Genomic DNA, 16,054 nt, shown 5'->3' on the forward strand with positions numbered 1-16,054 from the left:
CTCACTTCCCCGCCGAGACCAGGTTCAGCTGCTTGGGATCGACGACCTGCACCTTCTCGCCGTCGTCGATGAAGCCGGCGCCGGCGGTGATCACTCGCGCGCCGACCGGCAGGCCGGAGACCAACGCATCGTCGCCGTCGAAGCCGCCGAAGCTGACCGGCCGGCGGCGGGCGACGTCCTTGTCGACCACGAAGACGAAGGCCCGCTGGCCGTCGGCCTCAAGGATCGCCTCGGCCGGCACCCGCGCCATCGGCGTGGTCGGCGCGGCGCCGACGCTGATGTCGGCGGTGGCGATCTGGCCCGAGCGCAGCGGATGGGCGCCGAGCAGCTCGATCTCGACGTCAACCGCGCCGGTCTGGGGCCCGGCCCGCTCACCCACCCGACTGATACGGCCGGGCACGACGGCGGGGAGGCCGTCGATGCGGACGCTGGCGCTCTGGCCGACGCGGACGCGGATCACGTCACGATCGGCCAGGGGCGCGCGCAGGGTGAGCGGACTGGATTCGTCGGCGATGCGCAGGACCGCCTGTCCGGGTTGCACGACCTCGCCAGCCTGGGCGGTGCGCTGCAGGACCACGCCGCCGGCTGGCGAGACCAACTGGGCCCAGCGTCGGTCGAATGCGGCCGAGCCTGCCCGCGCCTGGGCCGCGCGCAGCGCGCTCTTGCGATCGTCCAGCCGCTGAACCGAGATGAAGCCTTTGTCGAACAGCGCCTGATCGCGGGCGAGGTCGCGGCGGGCGCGTTCGACCTCGACGTCGGCCTGGGTCTGGGCCGCGGCGACGCCGGCGGGGTCAAGGCTGGCCAGCACCTGGCCGGCCCGGACCACGTCGCCGTCGTCGACGTTCAGGGCGGTGATCACGCCGCCGATGCGGAACGACAAGGTCATTTCCCGGCGCCGCTCCAGCGGGCCGGTGGCGGTCAGGATCGCGCCGTCCGAGGGGCTGCGCACGGCGACCGCCTCGACCGCCGCGGGCGGCGGAGCCTCGGCGCTTTTCGGCGCCTTCGAACAAGCGGTGGCGGCGGCCAGGCTGGCGGCCGCCGCCACTCCGGCGCGCACGAGGCGTGGTCTCACAGAACGCCTGATACGCACCGGTGTCTCCAGTAATCAATCAATGATAGGTGATCAGTGATTGATAATGTGCGATTGTCAAGCGACGACGGCTTATGACAGGCATGCAGGATGAATGCGCCGAGCTTGCGATCGCCGCGCAAGGCGAAGGGCCAGGGGGCCGAACGACGCGAGGAGATCCTCGCGGCGGCGCTCAAGCTGTTCACGGAATTCGGAATCTACGCCGTCTCCACGCGGCAGATCGCCCAGGCCGTGGGCATCTCTCAGCCGACGCTCTACGCCTACTTTCCGACCAAGGACGATATCGGCCACGAGCTGCAGCACCGCGCCTTCGCGCTGCTGGCCGAGAAGCTGGCGGCGGGAGACCGCGGTCAGATCGACAACCTTGACGGCGTCGTCCAGATGCTTCGGATCTATGTCGATTTCGGGCTTGAGAACCCTGACATGTACCGCATCGGCTTCATGTCCGAGGGGCAGCATATCGGCAAGCTGCGGCACGAGCCGAAGGACTTGGCCATGCTGCCGGCGGTGCAGTCCACCTACGGCGTGCTGCGGGGCGAACTGGCCAAGCTCCAGGCCCGCGGCCTGACCATCGACCTCGACATCGAGACCCTGACCCAGTGCGCCTGGTCGGGAATGCACGGTCTGGTCTCCCTGCTGATAGCCAAGCCGGGCTTTCCGTGGTCCGACCGCGAGCACCTGATCGCCAGCCAGCTCCGCGTCATCGCCCGCGGCCTCTGGCGCGACGGCTGATCAGGCGGAAGGCGCAGTCTCCAGCCGCGGGACGCCGTCGAGCTCCAGGCGGATCTGCCCGCGGCCTGGCCGGGCCAGCCGGATCGGCGCGCCCTTCTCCTCGAGCCGCCGGCGCAGCAGGATCAGGCGGGTCTCCAGGTTGTCCTTCAGTCCGGGTAAGCGGAGCGAGGCCTCCAGGCGGATCTCGCGGTTGGTGAAGTCGCGCCGGCCGGTGTCGGCGTACACGGTCAGCAAATGGAACAGCAGCCGCCCCGGAACCCCCTTTATCAGGTAGGCCTCGTCGATGAACAGGCTGTCGTCGTGGCGGAAATACTTGACCCGGATCTCGCCGCCCGAGGCTGCCGGACCGTTCCGGATCGCGGCGGTCTCGACCTCCCGGGCCTCCAACTCGGCCAGGCGCAGGCTGGCCGCCAACTGGCCGCCGATCAGCATCATCGCCTCCTCGTCCTCAGGCCCGAATCGAAACCGCTCGGCGGCTTCGGCGAACAGCACCCCTTGCACTGTCCCCCGGCTGATCATCGGCGCGGCGAGCTGACTTTGCGGTTCGTCCAGGCCGGGCAAGGGAACCGATCGCTCGACGTCCAGGGCTGCGGCCGCCTTCACGGCCGCCGCCATCCGCCGCCCGCGGCTCATGTCGCTGAGCCGGATCGCCTGCCGGCTGGCCGCGGCGATGCCGATGGCGCCTTCGCCTAGGGCCACCTCCGAGCCGGCGCCGCCCTGGGCGTAGCCGCGGCTGCCGATGGTGGTCAGACGGCCGTCGTGATCGTCGAGCGTCAGCAGCATGGCGTTGGCGAAACCGAAGGCGCAGACCAGCCCGTCGAGGGCCGCGTCGACCATCGCCTCGGCGTCGGCCTGGGCGGCGATCGCGGCCGCGACCCTGGCGGCCAGGGCCAGCCGATCCTGCGTACCCGGTGCGAAGGTCTGCGCCAGCATCGGCGGCCCGGGGATCGCCCGGCATTCCCTGACCCGATAGAGCTCGGCGCTGCGCAGCACCATTGCATCGCCGACGCCGTGCTGGGAGCTGATCGCCGTCAGCTGGGCCGACATCTTTTCGAACACCGGCCCGTCGACCAGCGAGGCCCGGTGCTCGACGTCGAGCGCGAACTGCTCGCCCGTCCGGCCGCTTACCACCAGCACATGCGCCCGTCCGGTCGCCGCGACGTTGGCCGCGGTCTTCGAGAAGAACTGGTTCGAGAGCGCGACGTGCTCGTCGTCCACGAGGTAAACCTGCGAGAGGTACGAGACGTTCGGCTGCCCGGCCGCATCCAGGGTGGCGATGATCGACGGGATCACCCCCTCGAAGCAGTCGCGAATGCTCGCCAGGGCGACTTTCATAGGCCTCGATCCGGCAGGCGCTCGCCCGCGTGCGGCCCTGGCGTCTGGCGGAACGCCATGCTCGGCGCCAGGCGCAATGTGGCGAGGTCGCCGCGCCCCAGCCAATGCTCCATCTGCTGCGGCTGCACGCCCAGCGCCGTCAGCGCCAGCGACACCTGGGCGACGTAGCGCTCGGCGGCGGCGACGTCCTCGGGGCCGGAAGGTGCGATCGAGATCAGCTCGCCCTTCAGCTGGAACGTCCGGTAGTCGTTCGGTTGGACGAAGGTGAACGCCAGCGGCGAGCCGGGGGCGAGGCCGCTCAATGCTTCGCCCCACTGGGCGGCGGGCGTGAAGATGTCGATCGTCCGCCCATCCGGAGCCGGGCGCGCGCCCAGCGCCCGGCCCAGAGCCGGCAGACCCGCGGCGCTCTTGGCCGCGAACACCATCATCACCGGCTCCTTCAGGAGCGCCGTCAATTCCGCGTCGATCACAGCAGCTCCCCTGGCCGGAAAACTAACCCGATAGCGATGTTTTAGGAACGCTGTTCGCCGCTTAGGAACCATTTAGGATGAGCCGCCTGCGGGCCGGGCTTAGGCAGCGCGCCAACGCCAACGCGCCGCTCTGCGCGGCCCCGCCACGAGACGCTCCATGACCAGCACAGACCTTCTCGCCCTCTCGACCGCCCGCCGCTGGGACATCTATGGCCCTGTCCACAAGGGGCTGCGCCTGGCCCACGGCGCCATGGCCGCGCGGCTGGGCTCGGCCGACTTCGCCGGCGATGTTCAACCCTTGCTCGCCGACCTGCGCGCTCACCTGCAGATCGGCGCCCAGCACCTGGCGCACGAGGAGGAGCACATCCACGCCGCGCTTGCCGCCCGCGCCTCGGACGCCGTCGCGACGCTCGACGACCAGCACGCACATCACCGCGCCCGCTTTGCAGCGCTGGACGCGGCCATCAAGCGGGTCGAGCACGGCGACTCCCTTGATCGCCCCGGGCTCGGTCGGGTCCTTTACCTGGAGTTCAGCGCTTTCGTGGCGGAGGATCTGCTGCACATGCTGCACGAGGAGACCGTGGTCTGGCCGCTGCTCTGCGCGCTCTTCAGTGACGACGAACTGATGACGATTGAACAGGCGATTATCGCCTCATTGTCGCCGGACGAGACCATCGCGAACATGCGGATGATGCTGCCGGCCATGAATCCGGGCGAGCGCGCCGGGCTGCTTACCGGCATGAAGGCCGGCGCCCCGCCGCCGGCTTATGCAGCGGTCATCGAGCACGCTGCGCGACCGACCCTGCCGCACGCCGACTTCGCCGAACTGAAGCGCCTCGGCCTGGCCGCCTGAGGCCGCGCTTCCCTCTCCGACACATCCGCGCAACAAATGCTGCGCTCCATGCGCTGGAATAGGGAGGTGACGCCATGTGCGACGACGATATCCACCAGGGCCTGATCGAGGACCCGACAGTTTCGCGCCGGACTTTCGGCCTGATGACCGTGGCGGCGGTCGGCTTGACCGCCGCCAACGCGCACGCAGCGGTCCCGGTCGTCGAGAAGGACGTTGAGATCAAGACCTCCGACGGCGTCGCCGACGCCGCGCTCTACTATCCGGAGGGCAAGGGGGCCTGGCCCGCGGTGCTGCTGTGGCCTGACGTGGTCAGCCTGCGGCCGGTGTTCCGCGAGATGGGCAAGCGCCTGGCTGCGTCCGGCTACGTGGTGCTGGTTCCCAACCTCTATTACCGGGTCAAGAAGGCCCCGGTGGTCGACGGCGCGTTCAACTTCGCCAACGCCGACGACCGCGCCAAGCTCGCCCCGCTGCGCGCCAGCGTGACGCCGGAAGGCGCTGATCGCGACTCCGTCGCCTATCTGGCCTTCCTCGACGCCCAGCCGCAGACCGACAAAAATAAGAAGGTCGGCACGCAGGGCTACTGCATGGGCGGACCGCTCGCCTTCCGCACGGCCGGCGCGGTTCCGAACCGGGTCGGCGCGGTCGCCAGCTTCCACGGCGGCGGCCTGTTCACCGACGGCCCGACCAGCCCGCACCTGGTGCTGCCCAAAACCCAGGCCGAGTACATGGTCCTGGTCGCCGACAACGACGATAAGCAGGATCCGGCCGCCAAGGAAAAGCTCAAGCAGGCGCTCGACGCCGCCAAGCTGAAGAGCCGCGTGGAGGTCTACGAAGGCGCCGCCCACGGTTGGACCGTCAAGGGCAGCCAAGTCTACAACGAGCCAGCCGCCGAAAAGGCTTGGGCCGAACTGCTCGACCTCTACAAGCGCGCTCTCTAGGCGCTCGCGGTCGGCGGCCTGTCCGTCGACCGCACCCGCCGCCTCCTAGAGCCGGGCGGCGTGCCAGGCGACGTGGTCGCCGATGAAGCTGGTGATGAAGAAATACGAATGGTCGTAGCCCTCCTGCATGCGCAGGGTCAGGGCAGCACCGCCTTCGGCCGCCGCTGATTGCAGCAGTTCCGGTTTCAGCTGTTCGGCGAGGAAGCTGTCGCCGCCGCCCTGGTCGACGAGGATTTCGCGGCCGCGCGCCTGGCCCGCCGCGATCAGCCGGGCGCTGTCATGAGCGGCCCAGGCGGCCTCGTCGGGGCCGAGATAGGCGCCGAACGCCTTGCGCCCCCACGGGCAGCGGGTCGGCGAAGAGATCGGCGCAAAGGCGGAGACCGTCTTGAAGAGCTGCGGATGGCGCAGGGCCAAGGTCAGCGCCCCATGGCCGCCCATCGAGTGTCCGAAGATCCCGCGCCGGCCGCCGTCCAGCGCAAAGGCTTCCTCCGCCGCCGCAGTCAGGTCGGCGACGACGTAGGTCTCCATCTGGAAGTGCGGAGCCCAGGGCGCTTGCGTGGCGTCGACATAGAAGCCGGCGCCTTGGCCCAGGTCATAGGTCGGGTCGTCGGCGACGCCCTCGCCGCGCGGGCTGGTGTCGGGGGCGACGATGGCGACGCCGGCCTTGGCCGCATAGGCGTAGGCGCCGGCCTTGGTGGTGAAGTTGTCCTCGGTGCAGGTCAGGCCCGACAGCCAGATCAGGTAGGGAGCCGGACCGCTCATGTCGCCCGGCATGAAGATCGAGAACCGCATCGCCGTCCCGGTCGCCGCGCTCTGGTGGCGAATATAGCTCAGCGTCCCGCCATGGACCTTGTGCTGCTGAAGAATTTCGACCGGCATGGGGACCTCCTGACTGACCAGGGTCTATAAGCCGACCCATGACCGAGAAGCGAGCCTCCCTGCGCCCCCTGACCTTCGCCGACATGCCGGCGGTGGCGGCCCTGCAGCTCATCGCCTTCGATCCGCTGTTCCACGAGCCGCAGGACATTCTGGCCAGTCGCCTGACGATCGCGCCGAACCTCTGCTGGGGCGCGTTCGACGGCGACGAGCTGCGGGCCTACATCCTCAGCCACCCGTGGCCGGCCGCCAGCCCCCCGCCGATCGGCACGACGCTCAAACCGCCGGCGGCGAGTGACAATTGGTTCGTCCACGATCTGGCGATCGGCCCCGCCGCGCGCGGGCTAGGGCTCGGCCGCGACTTGGTGGCGTCGGCCTCCGGCGCGGCGCTGGCCGCCGGTCTAGTGCGCGGCGATCTCGTGGCCGTGCAGGGCGCCTGGCGATTCTGGGAAAAGCTCGGCTACGCAGTGCAGGACGGCCTGGAAGAGCCGCTGCGATCCAAGGTCACCGGCTATGGTGAGGACGCGCGCTACATGACCGCGGATCTAACCGCGCTGAAGGTCCGCTAGATCAGCGGCACGTGACCGGCCAAGTCCCTCGGCGCCAGATCCAGCAGCCGCGGACCACGCCCCGACGCCGGCCGTCTGTCAACGAGCGCGCGCGGCTTCGGGAACGACGGTCGTGCTTGCCCATTAGACTCCGCGACGGGCAATTTGGGAGCTCTGCATGTTGTCTCGGATCATCCTGGCCTCGGCCGCCTTGCTGGCGTTCGCCGCCCCGGCCGCGGCCCAGGACCGAATGGCGCCCAACGCCCAGCTGTTCTCCGCCACCAATTATCAGGGCCGCAGCCTGACGGTGGTGCGCGACATGCCGGTGATCCCGGCCACCTGGTCGGCGCGCAGCATCCGTATGGGCGGCGGCAGTTCGTGGGAGGTGTGCGAACTGCCCAACTTCCGCGGCCGCTGCACGGTGCTCACCGGCTCCAGCGCCAATCTCCAGGCCCAGCTCGGGGTCAGCGGCGTGCGCTCGATCCGCGCCGCGGCCGTCCCGACGCCCCTGCCGCAGCCGGTTCCGGGCGGCGGCGGCCGCTCGCTCAAGGGTATGGCGGCCGAGTTCTTCCCGGCGCCGGAAACGCGCGGACGCCGCATCGAAGCCTGCGATCGTGAGGGCGGCGGCTCGGCCTGCATCACTCGCGAAGCCGACAACTTCTGCAAGTCGATGGGCTACGTCCGTTCCAGGAACAGCGCCGCCCAGACCATCTCGGGCCGTATCTTCCTGGCCGACGTCCTCTGCAGCCGGTGGAATTGATGCGGCTTGTCTCGGCGCTGGCCGGATTGAGTTTCGCGGGCGTGGTCATGTCCGCCTGCGCGACCGCGCCGCCGCCGCCTTCCTCCGGAGGCGGCGGCGCGCTGGTCGGTCCGCAGTGGCGGCTGGAGGACCTGCTCGGCGGCGGGATCATCGATCGATCGCACGTCACCCTGACGCTCGCCAAGGACGGCTCGGCCGCCGGCGCCGGCGGTTGCAACCGCTACTTCGGGACCTGGACCCAGAAGGGCGACGCGCTGAGCTTCGGCAAGATGGGCTCGACCATGATGGCCTGCGCTCCGTCGGTGATGGAGCAGGAGGGCAAGTACCTGAAGGCGCTGGAGACCGCCTCGGGCTACAGCTTCACCGCCGACGGCGCGCTGGTGATCGCCACCGCGCAGGGCCCCCTGAAGTTCCGCAAGGACTAGACCACCCGGCCGGCGATCCCCACGAACAAGGCGAGGCCGGCCAGCAGCATCACCAGCGAGATGAACAGGGTGGGGCGCCCCAGCCGAAATTCCTCGGTGCGCTGCAGGTCCTTCAACGTCGTCCAGTAGCTGACGACGCCGAGCAGCATCGACAGCGTGCCGACCCCGGCCAGGAACAGCCCGACGTGCTGGGGGCTGTTGGGGTGCGCCAGCGCCTGACTCTGCGCGGCCGCCTCCAGGAACTTGTAGATCGTAAACCCGAAGCTCAGCATCGACAGCGATGTGCGGACCCAGGCCATCAGCGTGCGGTCCGCGGCCATGATCGTCCGCATGGTCCCCAGGTCGCTGGGCAGGCCCAAATTTCCCTTCGTTCGCACGGTCAAGGCGGGGCTCCCGTCGCAGTCGGCGCAAGGAAGCATTTGGCCGCTGCGACGGACATCGGGCGTTACCCGGAGGCGTCAGCCCGTCTCGCCGAACACCTCGCGCGCGGCCTGGACGAAGGCGCTGGGTCGCGCGGCGTCCCCCGCATAGCACAGCCCGATGACCCGCCGTGGGGTGAAGCCCTCCAGACCGACCCGGGCCACGCCCGGGGCGCGATAGCTGTCGGGCATGACCGTGATCCCCAGACCGGCGCGCACCAAGGCCAGCACCTTTTCGTCGCCGGCCCCGCGATAGCTGAAGAACGGCCGCACGCCGCGGTCGGTGAAGTAGCGGCTGGTCTGGGCCAGCACCTCGCAGTGACGGCGGACCATCATCACCTCGTCGGCCAGCGCCTCGCCGTCGACGGTTTCGGCCCCGGCCAGGCGGTGGCCGGCCGGCAAGGCCAGACCATAGCCTTCCTCGTGCAACCGCTCGCTGGCGAAACGCTCCGTAGTCGGATTGATGGCGGTCAGCGCCAGTTCGACCCTCCCGCGGTCGAGCAGGCTGAGCACCTCGCGCTCGCTTCCCTCAAGCAGTTCGATGCGCTCAGCGCCGGCCGGCCGGCGCGTCAGGACGTCCTCGATCAGCGCCGCTGGAACGGTCGACAGCACGGCCACGCGCAGCAGTTGGGCAGGCGCCGCGCCCGACACCGCCGCCTGGGCCAGGTTGAACTCGTGCTCGATGCGCCGCGCATGGACCAGGAGCCGGCTGCCGGCTTCGGTCAGGTGGACCCGCCGATTGGTTCGGTCGAACAATCGGGCCTGCAGTTGGCCTTCCAGTTTGGCGATGCCGGTCGAGAGCGTGGGTTGGGCGACGTTCTCGCGCGCCGCGGCGCGGCTGAAGTTTCCGGTCTCCACGACGGCCAGGAAGTAGCGCAGCAGATAGCGGTCCATAATAGATCACATCTATCATGTGCATCATGATCGTTCAATTTTGTGGATTGCTCAGCCGGCGCTAGTTTTGCAAGTTTAGCCCCGACCCGCCCCGCAGAAGGCATGCAGAATGTCCGGTCCCACCTTCCAGTTCGGCCTCGGCGAGACCGCCGACGCGATCCGCGAGACCACCGCCCGCTTCGCCGCCGACAAGATCGCTCCGATCGCCGCCCAGGTGGACGCGACCAACACCTTTCCGCGCGAGCTCTGGCCGCAGATGGGCGAGCTCGGTCTACACGGGATCACCGTCGAGGAGGAGTTCGGGGGACTCGGCCTCGGCTACCTCGAACACGTGGTGGCGATGGAGGAGATCTCCCGCGCCTCGGCTTCCGTCGGTCTGTCCTACGGCGCGCACTCGAACCTCTGCGTCAACCAGATCCGCCGCTGGGGCTCGGTCGAACAGAAGCGCAAATACCTGCCGGGCCTGATCAGCGGCGAGCATGTCGGGTCGCTGGCCATGAGCGAGGTCGGCTCCGGCTCCGACGTCATCTCCATGCGCACACACGCCGAGCATCGCGGCGACCGCTACGTGCTGAACGGCACGAAGTTCTGGATCACCAACGCGCCGCACGCCGATACCCTGGTGGTCTACGCCAAGACCTCGCCGGACGAGGGCAGCCGCGGCGTGACCGCCTTCCTGGTCGAGAAGGGTATGAAGGGCTTCAGCGTCTCGCCCAAGCTCGACAAGATGGGCATGCGCGGCTCCGACACCGCCGAGCTGGTGTTCGAAGACTGCGAAATCCCGGAAGAGAACGTGCTCGGCCCGCTGAACGGCGGCGCCGGCGTGCTGATGAGCGGTCTCGACTATGAGCGCGCAGTGCTGGCCGCCGGGCCGCTGGGCATCATGCAGGCCTGCCTCGACGTGGTCCTGCCCTATGTCCGCGAGCGCAAGCAGTTCGGCAAGCCGATCGGCTCGTTCCAGCTGATGCAGGGCAAGATCGCCGACATGTACGTCGCCCTGAACTCGGCCCGCACCTACGTCTACGCCGTGGCCAAGGCCTGTGACGCCGGGCTCACCACCCGCTTCGACGCGGCCGGCGCGATCCTGCTAGCCTCCGAGAATGCGGTGAAGGTCAGCCTGGAGGCGGTCCAGGCCCTCGGCGGCGCCGGCTACACCAAGGAGTTCCCGGTCGAGCGGCTGGTCCGCGACGCCAAGCTCTACGACATCGGCGCGGGCACCAACGAGATCCGCCGCTTCCTCATCGGCCGGGAGCTGCTGGGCGCATGACCAAACTCGCCACCTCAATCGACAAGACCTCGGCGACGTTCCAGGCCAACGACACCCACAATCGGGCGCTCGCCGCCGAACTGGCCGAGCGCACCGCCCATGCGGCGCTCGGCGGTCCGGAGCCGTCGCGCCAGCGCCACGCCGCGCGCGGCAAGCTGCTGCCGCGCCAGCGGGTCGAGCGGCTGCTCGATCCAGGCTCGCCGTTCCTGGAGGTCGCCGCCCTGGCCGCCCACGGCGTCTATCGGGACGAGGCTCCGGGCGCCGGCATCATCACCGGCATCGGCCGGGTCTCCGGCCGCGAGGTGATGATCGTCGCCAACGACGCGACGGTGAAGGGCGGGGCCTACTTCCCGACCACGGTGAAGAAGCATCTGCGGGCGCAGGAGATCGCCATGCAGAACCGCCTGCCGTGCGTCTACCTGGTCGACTCCGGCGGCGCGAACCTGCCGCACCAGGCCGAGGTCTTCCCGGACCGCGACCACTTCGGCCGCATCTTCTTCAACCAGGCTCGCATGAGCGGCGAGGGCATCCCGCAGATCGCCTGCGTCATGGGCTCGTGCACCGCCGGCGGCGCCTATGTCCCGGCCATGTCCGACGAGACGGTGATCGTCCGCGGCCAGGGCACCATCTTCCTCGGCGGCCCGCCGCTGGTGAAGGCCGCCACCGGCGAGGTGATCACCGCCGAGGAGCTCGGCGGCGCCGACACCCACGGCCGCCGCTCCGGCGTCGTCGACTACGTGGCCGAGGACGACGAGCACGCCCTGACCATCGTCCGCTCCATCGTCGCCAACCTGAACACCAGCAAGTCGGTCGACCAGGACCTGCGCGATCCGCGCCCGCCGGCCTACGACCCGGCCGAGCTCTACGGCATCGTGCCCACCGACGTTCGCGCGCCCTACGACGTGCGCGAGGTCATCGCCCGCATCGTCGACGGCTCGGACTTCGACGAGTTCAAGGCCCTCTACGGCACGACCCTGGTCTGCGGCTTCGCCCGCATCTGGGGCCAGCCGGTGGCGATCCTCGCCAACAACGGCGTGCTGTTCTCGGAAAGCGCGCTGAAGGGCGCGCACTTCATCGAGCTGGCCTGCAAGCGCAAGATTCCGCTGGTCTTCCTGCAGAACATCTCCGGCTTCATGGTCGGCGGGAAGTACGAGGCCGGCGGCATCGCCAAGGACGGCGCCAAGCTGGTCACGGCCGTCGCCAGCGCCGAGGTGCCGAAGTTCACTGTGCTGATCGGCGGCTCGTTCGGGGCCGGCAACTACGGCATGTGCGGTCGCGCCTACAGTCCGCGATTCCTGTGGACCTGGCCCAACAGCCGCATCTCGGTGATGGGCGGCGAACAGGCCGCCAGCGTGCTGGCCACCGTGCACCGCGACGCCGACAAATGGACGCCGGCCGAGGAGGAAGCCTTCAAGGCCCCGATCCGCGAGCGCTACGAGCACGAAGGCTCGCCCTACTTCGCCACCGCCCGCCTGTGGGACGACGGCATCATCGACCCGGTCCAGACGCGCGACGTCCTGGGCCTCTCCATTTCCGCCGCTCTCAACGCGCCGATCCCGGAAACCCGGTTCGGCGTCTTCCGGATGTGACCATGATCAGCAGCATTCTGGTCGCCAATCGTGGCGAGATCGCCTGCCGCGTCTTCCGCACCGCCCAGGCCATGGGCCTGGCCACCGTCGCGGTCTATTCCGAGGCCGACGCTGACGCCCCGCACGTGCGCATGGCCGACCAGGCCGTGCTGATCGGCCCGGCCGCGGCGCGCGAAAGCTACCTGGTCGGCGAGAAGATCATCGACGCGGCCTTGGCCACGGGCGCCGACGCCATTCACCCCGGCTACGGCTTCCTCTCCGAGAACGCCGAGTTCGCGGAAGCCGTGGCCGCCGCCGGCCTGACCTGGATCGGCCCGCCGCCGGCGGCGATCCGCGCCATGGGCCTGAAGGACGCCGCTAAGTCGCTGATGGCCAATGCAGGCGTGCCGGTCACCCCCGGCTATCTCGGCGAGGACCAGACCCCCGCGCGGCTCCAGGCCGAAGCGGACAAGATCGGCTACCCCGTCCTGATCAAGGCGGTGGCCGGGGGCGGCGGCAAGGGCATGCGCAAAGTCGAGCGTGCGCAGGACTTCGCCGCCGCCCTCATCTCGTGCCAGCGCGAGGCCGCCGCCTCGTTCGGCGACGATCGGGTGCTGCTGGAAACCTACGTCACCCGCCCGCGCCACATCGAGGTGCAGGTGTTCGGCGACGCCCAGGGCCAGGTCGTCCACCTCTATGAGCGCGACTGCTCGCTGCAGCGCCGCCACCAGAAGGTCATCGAGGAAGCCCCCGCGCCGGGCATGAGCGACGCGGCCCGCGCCGCCGTCACCCAGGCCGCCGTCCGCGCCGCCCAGGCCGTCGGCTATGTCGGCGCCGGCACCGTCGAGTTCATCGCCGACGCCAGCCAGGGCCTCCAGCCCGACCGCATCTGGTTCATGGAAATGAACACCCGCCTGCAGGTCGAGCACCCGGTCACCGAGGCGGTCACCGGCGTCGACCTGGTCGAGTGGCAGATCCGCGTCGCCGCAGGCGAGCCGCTGCCGCTCGCCCAGGAAGACATCGTGCTCTCCGGCCATGCGATGGAGGCGCGCCTCTACGCCGAGAACCCGGCCGGCGGCTTCCTGCCCTCGATCGGCCCGCTGGAGCACTTCAAGCTGCCGGAGGACCTGGTCCGCGTGGACACCGGCGTGGAGGAGGGCGGCGAGGTCTCGCCCTTCTACGATCCGATGATCGCCAAGCTCATCGCCCACGCGCCGACCCGCGAGGGCGCCAGCGACCTGCTGGCGGAGGCCTGCAGCGAGGTCGAGGTCTGGCCGGTGAAGACCAACGCCGGCTTCCTGGCCCGCTGCCTCGACCACCCGGATTTCATCGCCGGCGACGTCGACACCGGCTTCATCGAGGCGCGGATCGAGGTCCTGGCCGCCCAGCCGGCGCCGTCGGAACACGCGCTCGCCTCGGCCGCGATGGCCGTCACCCTGGACGAAGAGGACGCCCCCGCCGATCCGTGGGACGGCCTGACCGGCTTCCGGCTCAACGCTCCGCCGGCCGCGGCGATGCGGCTCTATCTCGGCGACCAGGGCTTCGACGCGCCGCTCTTCAGCGACGACCTGCCGGGCGACGTGCTGCTGACGCAGGACGGCGAGGTGGTGGTCTTCGACGCGGGCGAAACCTTCGTCCTCACCCCGCGCCCGCCGGTCAAGGACGCGGCCCACGGCGGCGGGGGCGATGGGGCGATCGCCTCGCCGATGCCGGGTAAGGTGGTGGCCGTCGCCGTCTCGGTCGGCGACAAGGTCGTGCGCGGCCAGACCCTGCTGACTCTCGAGGCCATGAAGATGGAGCACGCCCTCAGCGCGCCCTTCGACGGCCAGGTCGAATCCCTGTCGGTTTCTGTGGGCGACCAGGTCAGCGAGGGGGTGACATTGGCCAGGCTCGTCACCACCTAGGACCACTGAACCTAGACTTTGGCGTGCGAGGAGAGGCGGTCATGAACGAGGTCGCTTCCGCCGAAGAGTACGTGCTCTGCATGCTGGAGGCCGCGAACCTGCCGCGCGGCTGCGCCCCGGTCGAGATCGTCGGCCACGGCCAGTCCGGCGACCTGATCGCCACGGTCGGCCCCTGTGTCGTCAAGTTCGCCCCCGGCGACCACCCCGGCAGCGCCGAGACCCTGGCCCGAGAGGGCGAAGTTGCGCGCTGGCTGGCCGGCCGCGTGCGCGTCGCCGCCACCGTGTGGAGCGGCGCCTTCGAGGGCGGCTACTGTCTGATCAGCGAGCGGCTGCACGGCCAGGCGGTCTCGCATGTCGCGCCGCACGACGCCGCCGACGCCCTGGCCGCCACCGTCGACCTGTTGGCCCGGCTGCATGGCCTCGATGCGGCGGGATGCCCGTTCGACATGAGCCTCACGCCCAAGTTCGCCCTCGCCGAGCGCCGCGTCGCCGCCGGCCTGGTCGACGAGGAGGACTTCGACGACGAGCGCCTCGGCTGGACCGCCGTCCAGGCCCTGGACGCCGCCCGCGCCACGCGCCCGGCGGCAGAGGCGCTGGTCCTCACCCACGGCGACGCCAGCCTGCCGAACTTCATCTGGAGCCCCGGCCGCCCGGTCGGCATGGTCGACCTCGGCCGCTTCGGCCTGGCCGACCGCTACCAGGACCTCGCCCTCTTCCTGCGCTCGGCGAAGTTCAATCACCCCCGCCTCGACGCCGCCGCCATCCTGCGCGATCGCTACCCGCTCGCCGCCGTCGACGAAGCCGCCTGCGCCTTCTACCGGCTGATGGACGAGTTCTTCTGAGGGGCGGGGTTCCTGGTCGCCGCCTCACTACAAAGGTCGGCTGTTAAGTCGTGGCTCAAAGGCTCGCCGCCCGATGCAAGCCGGTAGCGGAACCTTATCGAAGCTCCCGTCCTCAGAATGGCTTGGTTGGCGGGATGGGCGCACGCCGCATCGACCACATCTGATCTGATGTACTCGGCGGCTGCATCGCGTGACACGTTCTCAGCGTTGATGGCGTAGTCGAACACCATGGTCTGGCGCTCGCGCGATACGTCGGTCCACGTGGTGACGTCGTCGAGCTTCAATGGAAGTCCGGGCTTCGCCTCTGCGACGGCCGCGTCGAGAGCCGCTTCAACCGTCTGCGGGCCGTCGGCGCTGTTGCTCGCGTCACCTTCGTGCAGGAATGGGAGGCTGGTGTAGAGCAGCACTCCCGTGACCGCCGTCAGCGCTACGATCTCCAGTGATTTGCGCGGACCCGAGGCGGCTTCCTCTCGCCCAGCGTGGGCGTCGCGGTAGAGCTGACGGACGAAGTAGACAACGCCGCCATAGAAGAGCACCAGGAACGCCACGCCATAGGCGGCGAACGCGGGGCCGTCGTCGGTGGCCTGCCGTATGGCGCGGCTTATCAGTCCATCGCCTGTGGGGTGGTCTAGCGTGCCACCGCTGGCGAACAGAAACTGTGCGGCCGCTTGCCAGAGCAGCATCGCCACCACCCAACGCCAGTAGCTCCAGCGTCGATAACGCAGGACGCCGAGAATCGCGGGTGCGTACACCAACAGCCACATAGGTCGGGTCTCCTAGCAGTGCTCGTAAATGTTCTTATTTTGTTCTGGTCGAGTTTGCAATCTCAGATTACATTGTTCTCTCCGCGCGCATAGCGGCGTAGCCGGCAAAGGACGGGGTGGATGGCTCCTAGGTCAAGTTTGCTTACGATAATCCGCCAAGCCGGCGAACGGGTGAGACAGGCGCAGAGAGATGGCCAAGCCGCGATAACGGCGGTGCGAAACGATGCCGCCAAGCTGGGGCGGCAGGTCTCTGCAGAGGCGGTCCGGACTGCGGTGCGGCTCGCGCAGGATCCGAGGGTTCCACCGAGTCTGCGTACGCCGCTACTTGTTGCGGCTGCGGTCGCTACGCCGAAGCCCGGCGCGCGGGCG

At 69.5% G+C, this 16,054-nt stretch carries 17 protein-coding genes; 10 read left to right on the forward strand and 7 right to left on the reverse strand.

The window, feature by feature from the left end; all coding sequences use genetic code 11:
• Nucleotide 1: 1 nt before the first annotated feature.
• Nucleotides 2-1,090, reverse strand: a complete 1,089-nt coding sequence (locus GGQ61_RS09135; protein WP_343056098.1) for an efflux RND transporter periplasmic adaptor subunit — start codon at nt 1,088-1,090, stop codon at nt 2-4.
• Nucleotides 1,091-1,195: 105 nt separating this feature from the next.
• On the opposite strand from GGQ61_RS09135, the gene GGQ61_RS09140 reads away from it, so the two are divergent.
• Nucleotides 1,196-1,822, forward strand: coding sequence for a TetR/AcrR family transcriptional regulator (locus GGQ61_RS09140; protein ID WP_246370595.1), 627 nt, complete (start codon nt 1,196-1,198; stop codon nt 1,820-1,822).
• Here GGQ61_RS09140 and GGQ61_RS09145 read toward each other — a convergent pair whose 3' ends face one another.
• Both GGQ61_RS09145 and GGQ61_RS09150 read right to left on the reverse strand, forming a co-directional pair.
• On the reverse strand, nt 1,823-3,157 hold the full coding sequence (locus tag GGQ61_RS09145; protein WP_183771724.1) for a pyridoxamine 5'-phosphate oxidase family protein: 1,335 nt from the start codon (nt 3,155-3,157) through the stop codon (nt 1,823-1,825).
• On the reverse strand, nt 3,154-3,627 hold the full coding sequence (locus GGQ61_RS09150) for a hypothetical protein (RefSeq protein ID WP_183771726.1): 474 nt from the start codon (nt 3,625-3,627) through the stop codon (nt 3,154-3,156). Before GGQ61_RS09150 ends, GGQ61_RS09145 begins: the two co-directional genes overlap by 4 nt.
• 157 nt (nt 3,628-3,784) lie before the next feature.
• On the opposite strand from GGQ61_RS09150, the gene GGQ61_RS09155 reads away from it, so the two are divergent.
• Both GGQ61_RS09155 and GGQ61_RS09160 read left to right on the forward strand, forming a co-directional pair.
• A complete protein-coding gene (locus GGQ61_RS09155; protein WP_183771728.1) occupies nt 3,785-4,480 on the forward strand; it encodes a hemerythrin domain-containing protein in 696 nt (231 codons plus the stop codon).
• Nucleotides 4,481-4,554: 74 nt separating this feature from the next.
• Nucleotides 4,555-5,418: a dienelactone hydrolase family protein gene (locus GGQ61_RS09160; RefSeq protein WP_183771730.1), complete on the forward strand. Its 864-nt coding sequence runs from the start codon at nt 4,555-4,557 to the stop codon at nt 5,416-5,418.
• Between the two features lie 45 nt (nt 5,419-5,463).
• Here the strand turns inward: GGQ61_RS09160 and fghA are convergent, their stop codons facing one another.
• Nucleotides 5,464-6,297, reverse strand: coding sequence for an S-formylglutathione hydrolase (gene fghA, locus GGQ61_RS09165; protein WP_183771732.1), 834 nt, complete (start codon nt 6,295-6,297; stop codon nt 5,464-5,466).
• Between the two features lie 38 nt (nt 6,298-6,335).
• Between fghA and GGQ61_RS09170 the strand changes: the two genes are divergently transcribed.
• The 3 genes from GGQ61_RS09170 (at nt 6,336) to GGQ61_RS09180 (ending at nt 8,027) form a co-directional block, all read left to right on the forward strand.
• Nucleotides 6,336-6,863: a GNAT family N-acetyltransferase gene (locus GGQ61_RS09170; protein ID WP_183771734.1), complete on the forward strand. Its 528-nt coding sequence runs from the start codon at nt 6,336-6,338 to the stop codon at nt 6,861-6,863.
• 157 nt (nt 6,864-7,020) lie between these two features.
• Entirely contained in the window at nt 7,021-7,602 is a 582-nt protein-coding gene (locus tag GGQ61_RS09175) for a beta/gamma crystallin-related protein (RefSeq protein WP_183771735.1), read from the forward strand.
• Nucleotides 7,602-8,027 carry an META domain-containing protein gene (locus tag GGQ61_RS09180; protein WP_221220930.1) on the forward strand — a complete coding sequence of 142 codons (426 nt, stop codon included), beginning with the start codon at nt 7,602-7,604 and terminating at the stop codon, nt 8,025-8,027. Before GGQ61_RS09175 ends, GGQ61_RS09180 begins: the two co-directional genes overlap by 1 nt.
• Here GGQ61_RS09180 and GGQ61_RS09185 read toward each other — a convergent pair.
• Both GGQ61_RS09185 and GGQ61_RS09190 read right to left on the reverse strand, forming a co-directional pair.
• A complete protein-coding gene (locus tag GGQ61_RS09185) occupies nt 8,024-8,404 on the reverse strand; it encodes a YidH family protein (protein ID WP_343056120.1) in 381 nt (126 codons plus the stop codon). The two genes, GGQ61_RS09180 and GGQ61_RS09185, sit on opposite strands and share 4 nt — an antisense overlap.
• 81 nt (nt 8,405-8,485) lie before the next feature.
• Nucleotides 8,486-9,340, reverse strand: a complete 855-nt coding sequence (locus GGQ61_RS09190) for a LysR family transcriptional regulator (RefSeq protein WP_183771739.1) — start codon at nt 9,338-9,340, stop codon at nt 8,486-8,488.
• 109 nt (nt 9,341-9,449) lie between these two features.
• Here GGQ61_RS09190 and GGQ61_RS09195 point away from each other — a divergent pair, with 109 nt between their 5' ends.
• From GGQ61_RS09195 to GGQ61_RS09210, 4 genes are read left to right on the forward strand one after another with little or no spacing between them, the layout of a single operon-like run.
• The gene (locus tag GGQ61_RS09195) at nt 9,450-10,607 is read left to right on the forward strand and encodes an isovaleryl-CoA dehydrogenase (protein WP_183771741.1); all 1,158 of its coding nucleotides are present in this window, start codon (nt 9,450-9,452) and stop codon (nt 10,605-10,607) included.
• A complete protein-coding gene (locus tag GGQ61_RS09200; RefSeq protein WP_183771743.1) occupies nt 10,604-12,196 on the forward strand; it encodes a carboxyl transferase domain-containing protein in 1,593 nt (530 codons plus the stop codon). Before GGQ61_RS09195 ends, GGQ61_RS09200 begins: the two co-directional genes overlap by 4 nt.
• A gap of 2 nt (nt 12,197-12,198) precedes the next feature.
• Nucleotides 12,199-14,079, forward strand: a complete 1,881-nt coding sequence (locus GGQ61_RS09205) for an acetyl/propionyl/methylcrotonyl-CoA carboxylase subunit alpha (RefSeq protein ID WP_183771745.1) — start codon at nt 12,199-12,201, stop codon at nt 14,077-14,079.
• Nucleotides 14,080-14,120: 41 nt separating this feature from the next.
• Nucleotides 14,121-14,921: an aminoglycoside 3'-phosphotransferase gene (locus GGQ61_RS09210; RefSeq protein WP_221220932.1), complete on the forward strand. Its 801-nt coding sequence runs from the start codon at nt 14,121-14,123 to the stop codon at nt 14,919-14,921.
• On the opposite strand, the gene GGQ61_RS09215 is transcribed toward GGQ61_RS09210, so the two are convergent.
• A complete protein-coding gene (locus tag GGQ61_RS09215) occupies nt 14,894-15,685 on the reverse strand; it encodes a hypothetical protein (protein ID WP_183771747.1) in 792 nt (263 codons plus the stop codon). The genes GGQ61_RS09210 and GGQ61_RS09215 overlap by 28 nt on opposite strands.
• Between the last annotated feature and the right edge of the window lie 369 nt (nt 15,686-16,054).

Origin of the sequence: Phenylobacterium haematophilum, assembly GCF_014196295.1 — a bacterium.
In the GTDB taxonomy this organism is placed as follows: Bacteria; Pseudomonadota; Alphaproteobacteria; order Caulobacterales; family Caulobacteraceae; genus Phenylobacterium; species Phenylobacterium haematophilum.

Coding starts and splice junctions, on each gene's coding strand:
- GGQ61_RS09190 (WP_183771739.1), bottom strand. CDS start 9,340: ATGGACCGCTATCTGCTGCGCTACTTCCTGGCCGTCGTGGAGACCGGA.
- GGQ61_RS09180 (WP_221220930.1), top strand. CDS start 7,602: ATGCGGCTTGTCTCGGCGCTGGCCGGATTGAGTTTCGCGGGCGTGGTC.
- GGQ61_RS09200 (WP_183771743.1), top strand. CDS start 10,604: ATGACCAAACTCGCCACCTCAATCGACAAGACCTCGGCGACGTTCCAG.
- GGQ61_RS09210 (WP_221220932.1), top strand. CDS start 14,121: ATGAACGAGGTCGCTTCCGCCGAAGAGTACGTGCTCTGCATGCTGGAG.
- GGQ61_RS09215 (WP_183771747.1), bottom strand. CDS start 15,685: ATGTGGCTGTTGGTGTACGCACCCGCGATTCTCGGCGTCCTGCGTTAT.
- GGQ61_RS09205 (WP_183771745.1), top strand. CDS start 12,199: ATGATCAGCAGCATTCTGGTCGCCAATCGTGGCGAGATCGCCTGCCGC.
- GGQ61_RS09170 (WP_183771734.1), top strand. CDS start 6,336: ATGACCGAGAAGCGAGCCTCCCTGCGCCCCCTGACCTTCGCCGACATG.
- fghA (WP_183771732.1), bottom strand. CDS start 6,297: ATGCCGGTCGAAATTCTTCAGCAGCACAAGGTCCATGGCGGGACGCTG.
- GGQ61_RS09175 (WP_183771735.1), top strand. CDS start 7,021: ATGTTGTCTCGGATCATCCTGGCCTCGGCCGCCTTGCTGGCGTTCGCC.
- GGQ61_RS09155 (WP_183771728.1), top strand. CDS start 3,785: ATGACCAGCACAGACCTTCTCGCCCTCTCGACCGCCCGCCGCTGGGAC.
- GGQ61_RS09195 (WP_183771741.1), top strand. CDS start 9,450: ATGTCCGGTCCCACCTTCCAGTTCGGCCTCGGCGAGACCGCCGACGCG.
- GGQ61_RS09145 (WP_183771724.1), bottom strand. CDS start 3,157: ATGAAAGTCGCCCTGGCGAGCATTCGCGACTGCTTCGAGGGGGTGATC.
- GGQ61_RS09160 (WP_183771730.1), top strand. CDS start 4,555: ATGTGCGACGACGATATCCACCAGGGCCTGATCGAGGACCCGACAGTT.